The following is a 16,313-nucleotide window of genomic DNA, read 5'->3' as shown; positions in this document are numbered from 1 at the left end:
CCTTGTCACCAGCTCTTCGGGTAGCCCATGAACTGCATGATCATGTTCTTTGCCATCTCATCGGAGATGGGCGAGAAGACCATCTGCTTGTAATCTCTAAAATATCGCTGCATGTCGTATTCCATGGTGTAGCCGTACCCGCCCAGGATCTCCATGCCCCAGATCGCAGCCTTCTCGGAGGCCCGTGCGGCGACGATCTTTGCCATGCAGGCCTCGATGTGCATGGGCTTTCCCTGATCGGCGAGCCAGGCGCACTTGTAGACGAGGTTTCGTGCGTTTTCGATTTCGATGGCGATATCGGCCAGATAGTGCTGAAGGCTTTGGAAACGGGCGATGGGGCCCCCGAAGGCGTTGCGCTCCTTGGCGTACTCGAAGGCATCTCTGAAAGCTGCCTTGGCGACTCCAAGGCTCAGGACGGCAGTGCCTATGCGCTCGGGATTGAGGACATTGAGCAGCCCCCGCCAGCCGTCATTGAGCGTGCCGAGCAGGTTTTCCTTGGGGATGCGCACATCGTCGTAGTAGACGAAGTTTGCTCCGCAGGCGTGGCAGCCCAGTTTGGGGATGAGGCGGGTTTCAAGTCCTGCGGTTTCGCGCGGGACGATAAAGACGCTCAATCCGTTGGCTCGCTTCGCTTCGGGATCGGTGATGGCGACGGTCATGATGTAGTCGGCCACGTGAGCGCCGGTAATGAAGATCTTGCGGCCGTTTAGCAGCCAGTGATCTCCCTTGTCCTCGGCCCGGGTGCGCATCGCGCCCAGAATGTCCGTGCCCCCCTCCGGCTCGGTCAAGGCCATGGCCCATTTCTCGCTGCCCTGCGCAATGCGGGGCAGGTGGCGCTCTTTCTGCTCCTCCGTCCCCAAGTGCACGAGGGGAGTGGCCCCAAACGACAGGGTCGCTCCGACGCCGAGCGCGACGGCAGCCGAAGCCGTAGCCAGCTCTTCCATCACAACCATCTGATCGACGTGCCCCTGCCCGAGTCCGCCATACTGCTCGGGAATGCAAAGGCCGTGCACCCCGAGATCCACCAGTCCGTTCCAGATGTCATCCGGGACGAAATTGCAGTTTTCATCCATCCAGCGCACTTTTTCTTTGCTCAACTCATTGCGGCAGAACTTCTGGATGGTTTCGCGCAACATCTCTTGTTCTTCACTGAAATTGAAATCCATTGCCGTCCCCCTCTAGCTCTTCACACTCTTGCGGAATTGATCCATCATGGCCTGGACGTCCGGGGCGTAGGTCAGCCATTGGATGCCGTTTCGCTCGACCGCGAGAGCCGCATCAATGCTGCCTCCATCGGCCGACTTGGCCATGATCTCCTTGCCCATCCGCAGAGCGATCGGCTTCTTGGCAGCGAGCAGGGCGACGGCCTTATCGAATTGCTCCTCGAATTCCTCGTCCTTGAAAACCCGTGTGAGAAGACCCATTTCAAACATCTCGCGAGCCGTATAATCCTTGCGGCCGCTGTAGAGAATTTCCCGAGCGCGAAAGATCGGCATGCTTCGAACGATTCTGGCCGTTCCACCCCATCCGGGGAGAATCCCCATATTGATCTCCGTAAGGCCCATCTTGGCCGATTCCTTGGCGTAGAGCAGGTCGCAGCACAGGGCAAGCTCGAGCCCGCCGGCCAGGCAGTGGCCGTCAATTTTGGCGATGACCACTTTTTCGCAGTCCGTGATGGCCTTCTGCACATCAAGGCCTTCGTGGGCAAGCCAGTTGAGGCACGTTTGATGCTCGGTCAGGGATGGGAAAACATCCAGGTCTCCACCCGAGCAAAAGGCCTGCCCGCCAGCACCAGAAAGAACCACGATGCCGACAGCCCGGTCTTCCCTGACTCTTCGGAAGGCATCTCGCAGCTCCACAGCCATGCGCCTGTTGATGGAATTCCTCTTCTCGGGCCGGTTCAACGTGATGCGGCATACCGCACCATTCGGTCCGCTGACCTCGTAGAGAATCGTCTGGTAATCGTCGGGGCTCATGAAGAGGGTGGGCTCGGAATCCTTGGCGGCCTGCCCGCTATCCTTCGGAGCGATTCTCAGGCTCTCATCCACGGGCCTGAAAAGGGGCAAGGCATGCTGCTCCGTGATGTCCTCGAAAACCACTTCGACTTCCATGCCGATTTTGACCACAGCGGGATCGCACTCGACGATCCGGGTCATCATGCGGATGGATTCATCGAGCTCCACCATGGCCAGTACATAGGGAAGGTCGGGCATGAATTTGGTCTCGACCATGTCTCTGACCACGGTGAAGGTGTACACTTTGCCCCGGCCGGAGGCTTCCTGCCATCCCAGTTCGGACGACCAGCAGTCGGGGCAGCGCTTCCTCGGATAGAAAATCAGGCTTTCGCACGTCTCGCACTTTTGGATCAGAAGAGTGTGCTTTTTGGTCGCCTTCCAGAACGCTTCGCTCCAGGGTTGGACCACAGGAATCGGTTTGGTGTATTGTTCTGTCATATCAGCTCCTTTCCCCATACGGTAGCGATGTTGTTCATGCCGGATCCCCCGGACGTATTCTGAAAGACGAACCGGGCTCCCTGCACTTGGCGGCTTCCGGCTTTGCCCATGAGCTGGCGGGCGGTGTCCACGTAGGTCGCGGTGCTGACACCGGAGCCGGTGTGTCCCCGTCCAATGGCGTCGCCTATGGTGGACCAGGGCATTTTTCCCCCGGGCGACGTGCTGCCTTCCATAAAGGGCTTGCATCCCTGGCCCGGCTCACAGAGCCCGAGGGCTTCCATCATGAGCGGGTGGCCCACCGGATAGGCCAGGTAGATGTTCCAGATATCGATGTCTTCTTTGGTGAGGCCGGCTTCGGAGAGGGCTTTTGCCGCGGAATCCCTGAAGCCGCGAATCATCATGTCGTTATCTCTGAGCACGGGGCATGCTGTGAAAAAGACAGAGCCTTCGCCAAGCTTGTAGACAGGGGTCGCAGTCACTTTCGGTGCAAGCTCGGCCGAGGTCACCACCATAGCGGCGCCGCCGTCGGCCAGCATGTTGCACTCCCTTTTGTGGAGCGGGTCCGCAACCATGGGGGATGCGAGGATTTCTTCTATGGAGGGGACTTTCTTGTTGAAGAACATGGAATTCGGATCGAGGGCGGCCCACTTGCGCATCGACACGACAATCGCGGCCATCTCTTCCGGGGTGGCGCCCGATTCATGCATATAGCGCCGGGTCAGCATGGCGATGATGGCATTGTAGGTCGTTCCGAAAGGATACTCCCACTGGAGGTCCATGCCGGCCTGGGCGAAGAACTCGATCAGCTCGTCCTGCTGGATGCAGGAGTGGACCGTGACGTGAGGGATAAGGACTGTACGTGCAGCCCCGGTATCGATCAAATGCTCGGCGAGGCGAATGCAGTTGGAAGTGGAGGCGCCTCCCGCGTTGCAGATGCAGACGTCTTTGCAGCCTTTGAGTCCCAACTCTTCGGGAATCTTTCCGAAGGAGATTTCAGCGCTCAGCCTGGCCTGCGCCTGCGGCGCGACTGTGACGACCGCTTCAATGTCGTTCTTGTCCAGCCCCGAATCCTGCACCGCTTGCGTGCAGGTCTCGTAAATGATTTCCCATGGTAACCTCTGGGGATAGATTCCCGTGGGAACTTCTCCAATCCCGACGATCGCGATTTTGCTCTTGCTCATCTTTACCCCTTTTTCGCAGCTGAAGCTTTGTTAGTTGCACCATGCCTGTGTTTCGGGAACCCCATTGGCTCAGCTCTGCAGGATGCTGCTACAATCCTCATCCGAAACGATCTACATAGTTAGAACGAACATTCGTGACTAGACATACTCAATAGTTTTATGGCTGTCAACGGATAAACACTCTACAGTGCAAGATCGAATGAACCGACGTAAGTATTCATTATAGTTACTATATTTTTTACAAGAAACAGCGTTCAGCAGGATAAGCCGCTCCAGGCAGGTAACGAGATGTGCTTACTCTATAGATTTATAGTCTATAGAGTCGGCAACAGGGATGATTAGAGAAGGAAGCTGGTCATGCCCCATTTGGGGTGCTTGACATCTCCGGTCACCTCCACTAATCTATACATCTATGAATGAACATTCATTGCTGTGCTTGCTAAACAGTCTGGTGGCTGTCAAAGGATAGTGGCGGAATAGTGCAAATGGAGCGAACAGGAATAAGTCATGAATATTACGAGATACTACTGGGCTGCTGATCCTGGTTCGGTCGGCCGATCCGCGTACGCTGAGTGATCGGCGTTTCCTTACCTATAAAGCTACGGTCTGTTGGATGGAGAACAAGTGATGAACGAAAAAGGATTCATGCGGATTAACGAACTGGAAAAGAGAGCAGACGTTCCAAGGACGACCATACACTTCTACGTGAGACACGGCTTGCTTCATCCGCCTGTAAAGACCGGCCGAACGATGGCCTACTACGACGAGAGTCATCTCAAAAGGCTTAAAAACATTCAAAAAATCAAGATTGAAGGCCGGGTGTCGCTATCGTTCCTCAAAGAGAGTTTAGCAGAACTGGAGGAAAGAGAGGGCGAGCACAGGGATTCACCCGAATCCGCGGCCAGAGAGATTGTCACCACCACCAAAGCAAAAGACAAAAGAAGGCAGGAGATTGTCAATGCGGCCATTAAGGTTTTCTCTGAAAAAGGCTACCATGGTGTCAAAATAAGAGACATAACTGCCACCTTGGGCATCTCGACCGGCACGTTCTACATTTACTTTGAAGATAAGAAGGCGCTCTTCGTCGATGTCGTGGATGCGGTGATACGGGCCATCATTGGTGATGCCAGGGAAGCCCTGAAGGAGGAGGAGAACATCCTCAAAAGGCTGTTGATACGGGGCAGGATCTTCTACCAAAACTACTCGAAGTATAATGAAATCCTGAACCAGTTGCGTGCTGAAATGGTTGGAGAAGACCAGTGGCCCCACGAGAAGATCAAGAAGGCCTATCATGCTCTTACACAGCCCGTCATCCGGGATATAGAAAAAGGAATCGAGACAGGCCTATTCAGAAACGTCGACCCTGATCTCACAGCATATACGCTGACCGGCATCGTCGAAATCATGTGCTTGAGAACAATGATAAACGCAAAATACAACTACGAGCAGATCGAGCCGTTCGTTTTTGACTTCATAACCAACGGAATGAAGCCTGATGATAACCGTTCAGATATAGATACAAGAAATGTATAAGGGCCTAATGCATTCCACTCCGGGCAAAGGGGGTTGCAGTGCTCGGGGCACTGCCTTTTATGGGAAGTCAGGGCCTGGTTCCGCACATGTCCAGGCTGCTGGCCAGTAGAGCCGTCTTCTGATTGGCCGGATTGGTGAACGCAAAGAGGAGACTTTTCTTGATTTCCTGGGCGCCGGCCAAGAAAATCCACGACAAATGAAGCGTGACCAAAAGCAGAAAGACAGCCTTCCCAGTTTGACCGTCGCTTTAAAAGAGCCGCACCCAATGGCGAAAGCTATTGCACTCCGAAATCATGAACAGCCCATCCGTTAGGGTTGCTCCAAATCCTGTCTCGAAAGCGCTTTCACATCGGGCACTTCCTTTAGCTTTCCAATGCGATGTAGGAATTCAGCCGTCATAGTCATGCTCTCGATCGTCTTCTCGTCCAGTCGGACTCGCCATTCCATCTTCCGGAACATGGCGGCTTCCAGAGAGGCAGGGGCGCCGGTGACGGCAGCCGTCTCCATTGCAGCCGCATCCGGATCGGCATTAATCCATTCGACGGCCTTACGTGTGCCGGCGACAACGGCTCGGACGGCTTCGGGATGGGCGGCGGCAAAAGCACTCGATGCAACGATGAGCAGGGGATAGTCATTGCCCAGGCCCGACAGACATGCAAGCTCCCGCGCGCCGGGAACCTTGCTCTGTGCAAGGGTAGGCGTGGGTTCCGATGCGGCAAGCGCATCGATGGATCCGCTGATGAGCGCTTCAATGAGGTCTTTCTGCGGCAGATTGACTAAATGTACAGTCGCCGGATCAACGCCGGAATGTTCCAGATAAAGATATACGGCACCGTGGGTGCTGGATCCGAACTGAACGCCGAGACGTTTTCCCGCCAGATCGGACGGTTTGGTGATGGTCGATTCCCCGGCGACGACGATGGAATGCATCCGCTCTCCGCCGCCGTAAGCCGCAACGAGAACGCAACTGCGAGGGCTTGCAAGGGCAATGAGGGTGGGCACGTCGCCCATGACCGCCACATCGGCGCTGCCGCTCACCAGAGCTTCGGCTGCGGCGATGCCGGCGCTCATCCCCAGTTTGACTTCCTGGATGGTCACACCGTCCACCGCGAACCAGCCCTTTCGGAATGCGAGGAACTGTGGCGCATAATACCCTTTTGGAGTATAGGCGAGTCGACAGACGATGGGACTGTCGCCGGCGCGGCATTCTTCGACAAATCCCTTCGCCATAATAACGGCAAGGGCGAATAGGACGGTGTATACGATACAAGCATGCATCTTTTTGGAATTCACGGCATCACCCCAAATTATCGTGTTGAGCAGAAACACTCTCCTCACTGTCAGCGTTATCAAAGCAGCCGCCCATGAGCACTTTCAGATGTTCGGCGTGTTCTCCCAGCCTTGCATCGCTGCGGCGGCGCGGACGCGGCAGGACTATGGGTTTGATTTTGCGCAATCCCGTCGGCGGCCGGTCGAGCACAACGACACGGTCGGCCAGGTAGATGGCCTCGGCCAGGTTGTGCGTCACGAAGAGCACTGTCCAGCCGCAGTCCTGCCAAAGCATCACCAGCTCATCCTGCAATCGGACGCGGGTGACGGCGTCCAGAGCGGCGAAAGGTTCGTCCAGCAACAAGATATCGGGTTTCAAAACCAAGGCCCGCGCCAGCGCCACCCGCTGCCGCATCCCCCCGGAAAGGGTCCCCGGATAGGCGTGTACGAACTTGCCCAGTCCCATCCGGTTCAGGGCCTCGCGGGCGCATTGCCGGGCCCGGTCTCGTCCCATCCCCTGCCGGCGCAGTCCATAGGCTACATTTTCCAAAGCGGTGTACCAGGGAAATACGGCGTGGTCCTGGAATACTACAACGCGGTCGGGCCCCGGCGAGCGCACCGGCTGTCCGCCGGCTGTTATACTCCCTTCGGTGGGACGGGTGAAACCGGCAATGAGGTCAATGAGCGTCGTCTTGCCGCACCCGCTGGGCCCCACTACGGCCACGAATTCCCCCACGCCTACCACAAGGTCGAGTCGATCTAGGGCCACAACGGCATCCCGGCGTCCCCCCCGGCCGGGGAATACTTTCCGCACCTGTCGCAGTTCGAATGCGATTTCAGTGCTCATCTCTTACCTCCCAGCATCCGACGGTGCGCCGTTCGAGCGGCGTCAGCACCAGGCGCTCCAGCCCCAGCCCCAGAGCGGCGATGATCGCAATGCAGACAAACGCCGACACATAATCCATTGTCCATCGCGATTGAATGACGGCATAGCCGAGCCCGTCACCGGACCCGACAATCATTTCGGCCGCTACCAGAACTCGCCATGCTGCCCCCAGGGCGATGCGCAGACCGCTCAAGATATGCGGCAAGGCGCCGGGAAGAAAGACGGTGGCGAAGAGAGTCACGGGACCGGCTCCACACATGCGGCCGGCTCTCACGTAGCGCATATCGACGCTGCGCACGCCCATTACGCCGGCGATGGCCACGGCGGGGAATGCCGTGAGGGCGATCAACGCCACCGTTGCAGTGTGGTTCAAGCCGAAGAGGAGGATGGCTACAGGAATCCAGGCGAGCCCCGGAATGAGCTGCAGAACCTCAACCGTCGGCATCGTCACATTTCTCAAAGACGGGGCCCACCCGGCGACGAGCGCGTAGACCAGTCCTCCACTCAGCCCTAGGCAGAAACCCTCCATCCAGCGCATGAGGCTGACAGAAACATGATGATAGATGCTATGATCCAGGAACGGCGAACCTCCAAGCAGATTCCATAGTCCCAGGGCGCATTCAAGGGGAGTCGGGAAGGGCACGCCGCGTGCGGCCGTTACCACCCAGGCGACGATCTGCCAGAGACCGATCCCGAACACCCATGCCGCAAGGGAATAAGCTGGGCGGACAAGTCGTCCGCCTCCATTTCTCTTCGTCACATCGGTCCGTCCAGGTGTTAACATTGCGGCAACAATCCCCAAAGTGATCTTCCTCTTTCCATACGGCAGATTCAACACAAACAGCTCCATCAATCCTTGGGATACAGGCGACATGCTTTCCCAAGGCACTCGGCGTTGCGGTTCGCCTGACGGCAGACCAGCTCATGATCAGCCTTCAGGCCGATGGGCAATATCTCTTTGGACAACTCGGCACATTTCGTCAGCGCTATCCACCCGTCCCTCTGGCAGCAGCGCGCGGCCTTCAGTTTTGCAATGTCGTTGAGCACAGATTGAGTGACGCTTTGAACCATCTTGCGTTCTTTTGCCTTGACGGGAGTGGCCTGCAACAGCAAACTGAAAGCGATTCCCACACCCGCCGCTGCTCCGCATACCCCCCAGAAGGCGCACGCTCCCCCGGCGATGTTCATGCCTCGCGAAATGGCGGATAAGAGAGTCTCCGCCCCGACGTCGCCGCCCAAGTTTCTATAGGTGGCCAGAATAACGGCTGCAACCAGGGGATGGTGCTCGGGACCGTGCATGGGAACGGCCGGATGGAGCCGGATTTGCTCGAAGAGCTTGATCATGTCGGTTTCTTCGGTATGGAGGCAAATATGGCGGATGATCTCCACGGCGTCTTCGGCATGGCAGCGGTCGCAGACATAATGTCCGTGCCCGCAGGCGCTGTTGGATGAGAAGACCATCCCGCAGAAGGAGCATCGATGCTCCATTTCCCGTACCGTATAGACCAGAGGCGCTCCGCACACCATGCAGCCGGACGGTTGCTTCGCGGCTGCGGAGGGCGTCAAGAGCCGATTCGGGGTTTGAAGCGCAGCGCTATCCGGGGGAGCGGTATCCTCGGGAGCGGTATAGCAACAGCAACTGTTTTCCGCCGCTATGTTCGTGACGTTGCCTGGCTCATCCAGTTGAAAGACCTGCTCTCCCAGGGAATTCGCCTGATGGCGCTCCATATGCCCGACAATCCCCTTCAAAAGCAGATCGCCGCTCTCAGTCACCAGGTATGGCAACGGCCCCCTGTACATCACCTTGATTCGTTCAGATCTCTGGGGTTTGAATGCCGAATAGGTCAGAGAAAAGAAATGGTGGCCGCGAACCGTTCGATAAGGGAACCTTTTGATCAACAGCACGTTCTCGAAGCCTGTTTCCTCGAGGATTGCCATCAAATGCGATTCGGTCAACGCCCCCGCGATGCATTCCCCCCGCAGGGATTCATCGTTTCGGATAGCGGGGTCGGGCTCGGTTTCGCAAACGACATCGGAAATCACGAGCCTCCCCCCGGAACGAAGAACCCTGTAGATTTCGCCATAAGCGCGGCGCTTGTTGACGGAGAGGTTCATGACGCAGTTTGAAATCACCACATCGGCCGAATCGCTTTCCAGCGGGAGCTGCTCCAGGTACCCTTTCTTGAACTCGAGGTTCTTGTAGCCAAGGGCCTTCTCAACTTTGACCATACCCTTCCGGGACAGATCAAGCATGTCATCGAGCATATCGATTCCGGTCACCATTCCGGCTCTGCCGGTCAAACGCGCGGCAATGAAGCATTCGACCCCACTGCCGCACCCGAGATCCACTATCTTCTCACCTTCATGGATGGCTGCGTCCAGCACCGGGCTGCCACAGCCATAGCCTCGAAACCGATACTGGCGAGGAATATGGTCGATCAAGGAGAGATCGTAGCTCACGGGGTTCAAGATATGCTCTTTCTTATCGCCTCCGGCCCCTGAATAGAATTCCTTGACAATCGTGAGGCTGTCTTTCTGCGCGGTGGCAAGGAGGCAGTTGGAATGGACCAGCGCCACCTTGCCGTGCGCGCCGCAGCTGTGCAGGACTTCGCCCATGCGAAGCAGCAGCCCCGGCTCAGGCCGCTGTTCTTGTCCTGAGGCCTCATTGCTTATGAGCCATAGAGCCATCCTCTCATAAAGGGAGTGGTAGGGATCATCGCCGAGGAAGCTCTTGTTGTGGAGGTAGCTGTGGTCGATGTCTCCGCCCCCCAACAGGAAACGGAAAGGAGAGCCTTGGCTGCCGGCCGAGCTTTGGCGTATAGACATCAAAACGGGGCTGTGGTGCCAGGCGTGCTTGAGACCTCCATCGAGGCTGCTTGCCAGCTCTTGCCGGCCCACCAGAGCGGCCGAAGGATACAGTAGCCCGTCCGGGCCGACCGCCAGCGATTCCCAGCCGGCCGTTCCTCCATCGTGAATGGTCCCCGCGGGAGCGAAAATCTGGGTTTTGAGCGCTTCGAGATTGTCGATGGTAATATTGTATTGCTTCGCACGCTCCGCAGCGCTCCGGAGATTCTCAAAGATGGTCTCGATGGGGGCAAAGAGCTCTTTGGTGCCGCGGCCGCTCACGAAATACCACATGAAATGGACGTTGGCGGCTCCGACGCTCCCTGCAAAGTCGATCAACGGCGCCATTTCATGGACGTTCCGGGCCGTGACGCACATGGAAAGAGTGTACGGCATGCCTTGAGACTTCAGGAGCCTCAAGGTTGTTGAAAGCCTTTCAAAGCTGCCGCGGCCGCGAAGCCGGTCATGGGTCTCCCCCAATCCGTCCAGACTGATTTGACAATGGAAACAGGTGGGGTCCGGTCGCAGGTGATCGAGAAACGGCACCAGCTCCAGGCCGTTGGTGAGAAGTGCAACGTGGCTCCCTTGGAGATCGAGAAGCTGCCTTACGATTTCTCTGATTTGAGGGTGAACGAGAGGCTCGCCGCCCGTCAGCGCAAACAACCTGCAACCCGTCCCGTAAGCCTCGTTTGCGATGGCTTGCAGCCGTTCGGCGGGCAGCTCCGAATGGCCAGCCGGAGAGCACGAGAACAGGCAGTGCGCGCACGACATGTTGCAGCGATTGGTCAGATGAAACCAGAGCTCACCGATTCGTTCAAGATCCAATACCGAGTATCTTCCCGCATAATCTAAAGGCTTGTTCAGGGGTAATCGCGACAGAAACTTAAAGGTGTTGTGATCGCCATCGGGTGTCCCGCCCTGTGCAATCCCCATGAGCACCCGATCGCCGGCAGTGTTCGGCACGAACCAATTCGGCTCGTTCTCACCGAGATAGATCGGGGTCTTATCAAAGAGCAGGCGGCGCCAGGGGAATCGCTCGCGGCGGTTCTGATCCACACCTGCATGTTTCGAGTTTACACTCATAGATCATCCTTATGGGCAATATCAGCTGAACTCGTAAGCGGGAGAAAGGTCCGGTTGGCTTCGTCCAACAATTTGCCGATCAGGGACATCTGAATGCTCAGGGTTTTCATCCATCGAGCAAGACACTCCTTGCCGGCCTCGGTGAGAAAAAAGGTGCGCCTCGCCGGTCCCGTCTCGCCGGTATCCCAGATGGGCTTGACCAACCCGCGCTTTTCAAGCATCTTCAGGTGGCGATAGAGTCCGGCAATATTCGATCCCAGGCCCAGCTCGCAGAGCCTTTGCTGGATCATCTTCTGGATTTCATATCCATGGGTCCCTTCGTGGCGGTAAAGAGTCAGGAGAATCCACGGCGCCAACAGCGTACTCATATTCTTCCCCGAACAGGGGCACTCATCCAGATCGACGGGCATTCTTCGTCCTCCTGATTCCGTTCTTCAAGGCGCGGGAACCTGCCGCGGAAACAGCGGGAGTCAACGACTTTGGAGTCGGAAGCTCAATGGCATCCACAAGGCAAATGTGCACAAGGTCCTTGGCCCGATCGTCGGTTACAGCCGCAATCGGCGGCCATGTTATAAAATCCTTTCGGACAGGCCCTGAGGGGCTGCTGTCTTTGCAGCTCCAAGGAACCAGCCGGTCAAATGGATGGAGCCTGTCTCCTGTCATCCCTCTTTTTCTTCTTCTGAGATTCGTTCCATCGATATGGGTGCCCGGGAAAAACGCACACTACTCATCCTCTTTGACTATTCGACGTTGTATAGCACCAGGCGATAAAATACGGTAGTACTTTAAGGTGCCACTATATAGTGTATATATTTAGCGAGTCATAGCCGCTATGTCAAGTTCTTTTGCTATCGAAACGAGCCGGAGGCAGCCATGGTGGAGGCGAGGCTCGGAGCTCACTCCTCTTGCCATGGCCCTCCTAGAGCGTTTTAGGCATCCGGACAATCTGATCGGGACGACACCTGATTTTGATAGCCTAAAATTCCCCCACCTAAGAGGCAAATGACGGTCGAAAATTCCCCCACCCTCCACAGTCATCTGGTAGCAAGATCTGGTGATAGAAAACTCAGCCAGAGTTATCGGAGGACAGGAGGAATGATCAACATGGATCAGTATGAGTACATTCGGACAGCGCATCGGGTTTATGGCAAAAGCATACGAGAGATTGCACGGGAAACGGGCCATGATAGGAAGACGATCCGTAAGGTTCTAAGAGGTGAGCCGAGCGGTTACGGGCGGAGGCGGTTTCAGCCCTACCCGGTGCTCGGTCCCTGCTTGAGTCTGATCGATTCCTGGTTGGAAGGGGACAAGGATGCTCCACGAAAGTAGCGTCACACCGCGACGAGGATCTATCATCGGCTGGTGAGCGAAGAAGGCTATGAAGGTAGCGCGACAACGGTTCGCCAATATGTGCGGCAAGCCAGGATACGTCTGGGAGTAGGAGGCGGCAAGGCTTTTGTTCCCCCGGAGCCCGATTGTGGCAAGGAAGCGGAAGCAGACTGGGGAGGGGCTGTGGCGATCATCGGGGGAGAGGAGAGACGGCTCAAGTTTTTTTTGCATGCGCTCCAAGTATTCAGGGAAGCATTATGTGCGGTTTTACCCGTGTGAGAGGCAGGCAGCCTTTTTTGATGCGCACATGCGGGCATTTTCGTTCTTTGGTGGTGTTTTCAGGACGGCGGTCTACAACAATCTAACCAGCGCCGTGGAAAAGGTGTTGAAGGGCAAAGATCGCAGGGAACAGGAGGCTTTCAGGAAGTTTCAAAGCTACTACAATTTCACGGCCCGGTTCTGTAACGTGGCGAGCGGCCACGAAAAGGGTGGAGTGGAAGGATTGGTGGGTTTTGCCCGGCGCAACTACATGGTGCCCGTCCTGAGAGCGGAGAGTCTTGAAGAACTTAACGAAAAGATACTGCGAGAGTGTCTCAACTACGGAGCTCATCGGATAGAGGGCCGTGAAAAAAGCGTCGATGAACTGTTTGAAGAGGAGAAGGCTCATTTATTGGCACTCCCGACGCATCCTTTCAGCAACATAGAGACGGTGGAGAGCAAGGTAAATCCTTATGCAACCGTGATCCTGGACAAAAACCGCTATTCGGTGCCCACATGCTATGTGGGGTTTCGGGTAGAGGCGATCCTCGGAGTGGACCGGGTGGAGGTTTTTCAGAGGGGCAAGAAAATAGCGACCCATGAGAGGGTGTTTGGCAACAACAAATGGCGGCTTGAGCCCGACCATTACCTGGATCTGCTTCATCAAAGGCCCGGGGCTTTCGATTCGGCCAGGCCCATAAGAGAGTGGCGCAAGAGTTGGCCGGAGTCCCTGGAGCGGCTCTGGGATAAGTTTGTGGTAAGTCACGGTGAAACCGATGGGACCCGGGAATTTATCCTGGTGCTGATGCTCTACCGGGATCACCGGGCCGAAGATGTGGAGGCGGCGGTGGAACGGGCGGTACAAAATGGCGTGAGCTCCAGCGCCGGCGTAAAACACCTGTTGCTGCCATCCGGTGGCGGCGAAAGCTTTGAGCCTGTGAAGGGCTGGCCTGCGACCGAACCGGCGGACGTTTCCGTGTACGCTGAACTTGGAGGCCTGTCATGAAAGCCTGCACAGAGATACTCTTAAAGGAGAATTTGAAGGCGCTCAACCTATCGCACCTGTCTGTGGACAAGGGACTTTTTTTTAAACCCAGGGCTCCCATCACTATGCCCAACACCCGGCTCACGGCCCGGAACCCGATGCGAGCCACCACAAACAGCTGCAGGGCCAAAAAGACCACATCCACCTTGCTCTGGATGACAAATACCTGCCCCTGGCTCTCCAGTTGGTGTATACGAGCGCGGCTCTCCTTGAGCTCTTTTTTGAACTTATCACGCTCCGTCTTGACCCGGGCCAGCTCTTTACTCTGGTAGCGGTTCTTCTCAGCTCTGCACGCGGCTTTCTGTTTCCAGTTATCCCGGCTCCTTTTGTATCTGGTCTCCGGACTCATAGCGCACCCGCCCACAGAGATGCGCCCCCGCTGCCGCTGAGAATGTGTATTTTCATCATTGTACTTACCTCCCGGATTATGGCTGATAAAATCCAGGTTATCGTACAACTGTGGAGCACAACCTATCCAGTACTTCTGTGGTCCAAATCCCGAGCACTAAAACCGGGCCTCAGAGGCCATTTTTGGACGCCCTACCCTCCCCCTGACAATTTTCCTCATAGCCTGGACAGCATTGATGCACAGATTCATCAACAACTGACGGATCTGGCTCGGATTTGCCAATGCCATGCCCATTCCAACATTGGGAGAAATATGGATGTCTTGGTGAACCTCAATCGCGGAAGGAAGTGATGCCTTGAGCAATCTGACCGTTCCTTGGACCAGAACGCTGATCAGGACTGGTTCATGATGGTGTTCAGCCTGGCGGCAGGAAATGATTCTGCATTTTACGTGTTGCATGGCTCGTCTCTGTCCTTGCCACGAAGTGCCCTACAAAGCGTGTGAATGCAGCGAATTGGAAGATAGTAACGGGTAGGCATCGGTAGCAGGCAGGAGCCATCTCCGGAGATTTCAGGAGACTTTTGCTTCGACCTCCAGCGGGTAGAGCAGAAACCGCCCAGCTGTTGCGAACTGTGCCTGGATGCTGTCAAGCTTCTGTCAACCTTTCCCTGCCGGTATAAACGATGAATCTTCCTCCGCGGGCAAAGCCGATGAGCGTGATGCCGAGGGAGCCTGCCAGTTCGATTGCGAGTGAGGTGCTTATGTTTCGACTGACCAGAACAGGAATCCCCACTTTGGCAGCCTTGATGAGAATCTCCGAAGTGAGGCGTCCGGTGGTGAGAAGAATCTTGTCCTGCAATGGGATATGTCGCAGGAACAAATGGCCGACGATCATATCCACGGCGTTGTGCCGTCCTATGTCATCCCGAAAGAGAATGATCTCATCGGGAGTGGCCAGGGCTGTGTTGTGTACTCCACGGGTGAGCCGATACGTCTCACTCATTCGGTTGAGATCCTCCACTCGATCAAAGATCTGACCGGGAGAGACTTTAAGTTCACTCAGAACGGGCTTGCTCAGGAGGGCGTCAAGGGCGTTGTAAAACAAGGAGCCTTTGCCGCATCCCGAGGTAATGGTTCGCTTGGACCAAATTCGTTCTATAAGGGCCGTATCGGTACGCGTGTGCAATTCCACCTTGCCAGAGGTTTCATGGATCCGTACGCCTATCAGATCGTCGGGTGTATTTATAAAACCTTCAGCATGAAAGAATCCCACCGCCAGTTCTTTTAGATAACGTCCTGCACAGAGTAGCGTGACCACTTCTTTTCCGTTCAAGTACAAGGTGAAAGGCTTTTCGACGATCACCGACTGGAGCCGTGCAGATCCCCGGCCGGACCTGTCGTAAACCCAGGCCATGGCCGGGGTAACCCTTTCCGCTGATATGTTTTCTTCAGCCTCTCTAACGTTCATCTCATTCCAGTATTTTGTAGTAAATTTAGTTTCTTGGGCTGCCCACAGTGAGCCTTAAAATCGAAAGATGATCCCTGTGTCGAAGGTATTGCCGCTCAGGTTGTTTTCCAGGGTGACCGGTTGGCCGGTAAGATCCGTGCCTGTCGCTTTCAAGGTGTTTTCGAAGGAATGCTCATATCCTATATTAACCGCCAAGTGTGGAGAGAATTCATAGCCGACGCCGAATGTCGCTTGGTACTTGGGGATGGCGGCAAATCCTATGGTCCTGTAGGTTTCGTAGTAGTAAGTGGGCAGGCGATGGCCTTGAATATTGGATAGGCCGGTGCCGATGAAACCATTGTGGTCATCCAGGGGGCTGTTGCCGTAATTGTAACCTGCCCTGAGAACCAGTTTGGAGATTGGCTTGTACTGCAGGCCGAGCGCAAACACCCACTGGTTCTCAAAATCAAGGTCCTCATAGCCATTGGCATTTGACCAGTTGAGCCACCTGACATCGCTCTCCACCACCAGATTGTCACCCAGCAGGTGATAGGCCGCACCGAAGCCGACTTGCTGGGGGGGACTCGTTTTCAATGTCGTCCAGCTTTCCGTCTCCGTCAAGGTCCGTGACATTAT

14 protein-coding genes are annotated in these 16,313 nt (G+C 55.9%); 4 read left to right on the top strand and 10 right to left on the bottom strand.

Translation table 11 applies throughout. The annotated features are described in order from the left end of the window. Positions 1–5 precede the first annotated feature (5 nt). Genes QMG16_RS02545 through QMG16_RS02535 form a run of 3 tightly spaced genes read right to left on the bottom strand, consistent with a single transcriptional unit; the run spans position 6 to position 3,634 of the window. Positions 6–1,166 (bottom strand): acyl-CoA dehydrogenase family protein, encoded by a 1,161-nt coding sequence (locus tag QMG16_RS02545; protein ID WP_281792097.1) that lies wholly within the window; start codon positions 1,164–1,166, stop codon positions 6–8. A 12-nt stretch (positions 1,167–1,178) separates the two neighbouring features. Next, positions 1,179–2,453, bottom strand: a complete 1,275-nt coding sequence (locus tag QMG16_RS02540; RefSeq protein ID WP_281792096.1) for an enoyl-CoA hydratase-related protein — start codon at positions 2,451–2,453, stop codon at positions 1,179–1,181. After that, the gene (locus tag QMG16_RS02535) at positions 2,450–3,634 is read right to left on the bottom strand and encodes a thiolase family protein (protein WP_281792095.1); all 1,185 of its coding nucleotides are present in this window, start codon (positions 3,632–3,634) and stop codon (positions 2,450–2,452) included. Before QMG16_RS02535 ends, QMG16_RS02540 begins: the two co-directional genes overlap by 4 nt. Positions 3,635–4,261: 627 nt before the next feature. Between QMG16_RS02535 and QMG16_RS02530 the strand changes: the two genes are divergently transcribed. Beyond that, positions 4,262–5,167, top strand: a complete 906-nt coding sequence (locus QMG16_RS02530; protein WP_281792094.1) for a TetR family transcriptional regulator — start codon at positions 4,262–4,264, stop codon at positions 5,165–5,167. 309 nt (positions 5,168–5,476) lie between these two features. Here the strand turns inward: QMG16_RS02530 and QMG16_RS02525 are convergent, their stop codons facing one another. The 5 genes from QMG16_RS02525 to QMG16_RS02505 are packed head-to-tail and all read right to left on the bottom strand — an operon-like array spanning position 5,477 to position 11,659. Continuing rightward, positions 5,477–6,460: an ABC transporter substrate-binding protein gene (locus QMG16_RS02525; protein ID WP_281792093.1), complete on the bottom strand. Its 984-nt coding sequence runs from the start codon at positions 6,458–6,460 to the stop codon at positions 5,477–5,479. Positions 6,461–6,464: 4 nt separating this feature from the next. Then, the gene (locus tag QMG16_RS02520) at positions 6,465–7,283 is read right to left on the bottom strand and encodes an ABC transporter ATP-binding protein (RefSeq protein ID WP_281792092.1); all 819 of its coding nucleotides are present in this window, start codon (positions 7,281–7,283) and stop codon (positions 6,465–6,467) included. Beyond that, positions 7,273–8,160: an ABC transporter permease gene (locus tag QMG16_RS02515; protein WP_281792091.1), complete on the bottom strand. Its 888-nt coding sequence runs from the start codon at positions 8,158–8,160 to the stop codon at positions 7,273–7,275. The genes QMG16_RS02520 and QMG16_RS02515 overlap by 11 nt, the downstream gene beginning before the upstream one ends. An 11-nt stretch (positions 8,161–8,171) precedes the next feature. Beyond that, complete coding sequence (locus QMG16_RS02510; RefSeq protein ID WP_281792090.1) at positions 8,172–11,249, bottom strand: DUF5714 domain-containing protein; 3,078 nt, start codon at positions 11,247–11,249, stop codon at positions 8,172–8,174. After that, positions 11,246–11,659 (bottom strand): helix-turn-helix transcriptional regulator, encoded by a 414-nt coding sequence (locus QMG16_RS02505; protein WP_281792089.1) that lies wholly within the window; start codon positions 11,657–11,659, stop codon positions 11,246–11,248. The genes QMG16_RS02510 and QMG16_RS02505 overlap by 4 nt, the downstream gene beginning before the upstream one ends. 694 nt (positions 11,660–12,353) lie before the next feature. On the opposite strand from QMG16_RS02505, the gene QMG16_RS02500 reads away from it, so the two are divergent. Genes QMG16_RS02500 through QMG16_RS02490 form a run of 3 tightly spaced genes read left to right on the top strand, consistent with a single transcriptional unit; the run spans position 12,354 to position 13,842 of the window. Beyond that, complete coding sequence (locus QMG16_RS02500) at positions 12,354–12,578, top strand: hypothetical protein (protein ID WP_281792088.1); 225 nt, start codon at positions 12,354–12,356, stop codon at positions 12,576–12,578. 33 nt (positions 12,579–12,611) lie between these two features. After that, positions 12,612–12,857 carry a hypothetical protein gene (locus QMG16_RS02495; RefSeq protein ID WP_281792087.1) on the top strand — a complete coding sequence of 82 codons (246 nt, stop codon included), beginning with the start codon at positions 12,612–12,614 and terminating at the stop codon, positions 12,855–12,857. Beyond that, entirely contained in the window at positions 12,838–13,842 is a 1,005-nt protein-coding gene (locus QMG16_RS02490; protein ID WP_281792086.1) for a Mu transposase domain-containing protein, read from the top strand. Before QMG16_RS02495 ends, QMG16_RS02490 begins: the two co-directional genes overlap by 20 nt. Positions 13,843–14,876: 1,034 nt before the next feature. Here the strand turns inward: QMG16_RS02490 and fdhD are convergent. Together fdhD and QMG16_RS02480 are read right to left on the bottom strand one after the other, a co-directional pair. Beyond that, on the bottom strand, positions 14,877–15,698 hold the full coding sequence (fdhD, locus tag QMG16_RS02485; protein ID WP_281792085.1) for a formate dehydrogenase accessory sulfurtransferase FdhD: 822 nt from the start codon (positions 15,696–15,698) through the stop codon (positions 14,877–14,879). Between the two features lie 54 nt (positions 15,699–15,752). After that, complete coding sequence (locus QMG16_RS02480; RefSeq protein ID WP_281792084.1) at positions 15,753–16,310, bottom strand: OmpP1/FadL family transporter; 558 nt, start codon at positions 16,308–16,310, stop codon at positions 15,753–15,755. Positions 16,311–16,313: the final 3 nt, after the last annotated feature.

Source organism: Desulforhabdus amnigena, from assembly GCF_027925305.1.
GTDB lineage: Bacteria > Desulfobacterota > Syntrophobacteria > Syntrophobacterales > Syntrophobacteraceae > Desulforhabdus > Desulforhabdus amnigena.
The sequence above is the reverse complement of the archived record's forward strand: the minus strand, read 5'-3'. Positions and strand labels throughout refer to the sequence as shown.

Coding starts and splice junctions, on each gene's coding strand:
- QMG16_RS02500 (WP_281792088.1), top strand. CDS start 12,354: ATGGATCAGTATGAGTACATTCGGACAGCGCATCGGGTTTATGGCAAA.
- QMG16_RS02545 (WP_281792097.1), bottom strand. CDS start 1,166: ATGGATTTCAATTTCAGTGAAGAACAAGAGATGTTGCGCGAAACCATC.
- fdhD (WP_281792085.1), bottom strand. CDS start 15,698: ATGAACGTTAGAGAGGCTGAAGAAAACATATCAGCGGAAAGGGTTACC.
- QMG16_RS02505 (WP_281792089.1), bottom strand. CDS start 11,659: ATGCCCGTCGATCTGGATGAGTGCCCCTGTTCGGGGAAGAATATGAGT.
- QMG16_RS02510 (WP_281792090.1), bottom strand. CDS start 11,249: ATGAGTGTAAACTCGAAACATGCAGGTGTGGATCAGAACCGCCGCGAG.
- QMG16_RS02480 (WP_281792084.1), bottom strand. CDS start 16,310: ATGTCACGGACCTTGACGGAGACGGAAAGCTGGACGACATTGAAAACG.
- QMG16_RS02530 (WP_281792094.1), top strand. CDS start 4,262: ATGAACGAAAAAGGATTCATGCGGATTAACGAACTGGAAAAGAGAGCA.
- QMG16_RS02540 (WP_281792096.1), bottom strand. CDS start 2,453: ATGACAGAACAATACACCAAACCGATTCCTGTGGTCCAACCCTGGAGC.
- QMG16_RS02535 (WP_281792095.1), bottom strand. CDS start 3,634: ATGAGCAAGAGCAAAATCGCGATCGTCGGGATTGGAGAAGTTCCCACG.
- QMG16_RS02520 (WP_281792092.1), bottom strand. CDS start 7,283: ATGAGCACTGAAATCGCATTCGAACTGCGACAGGTGCGGAAAGTATTC.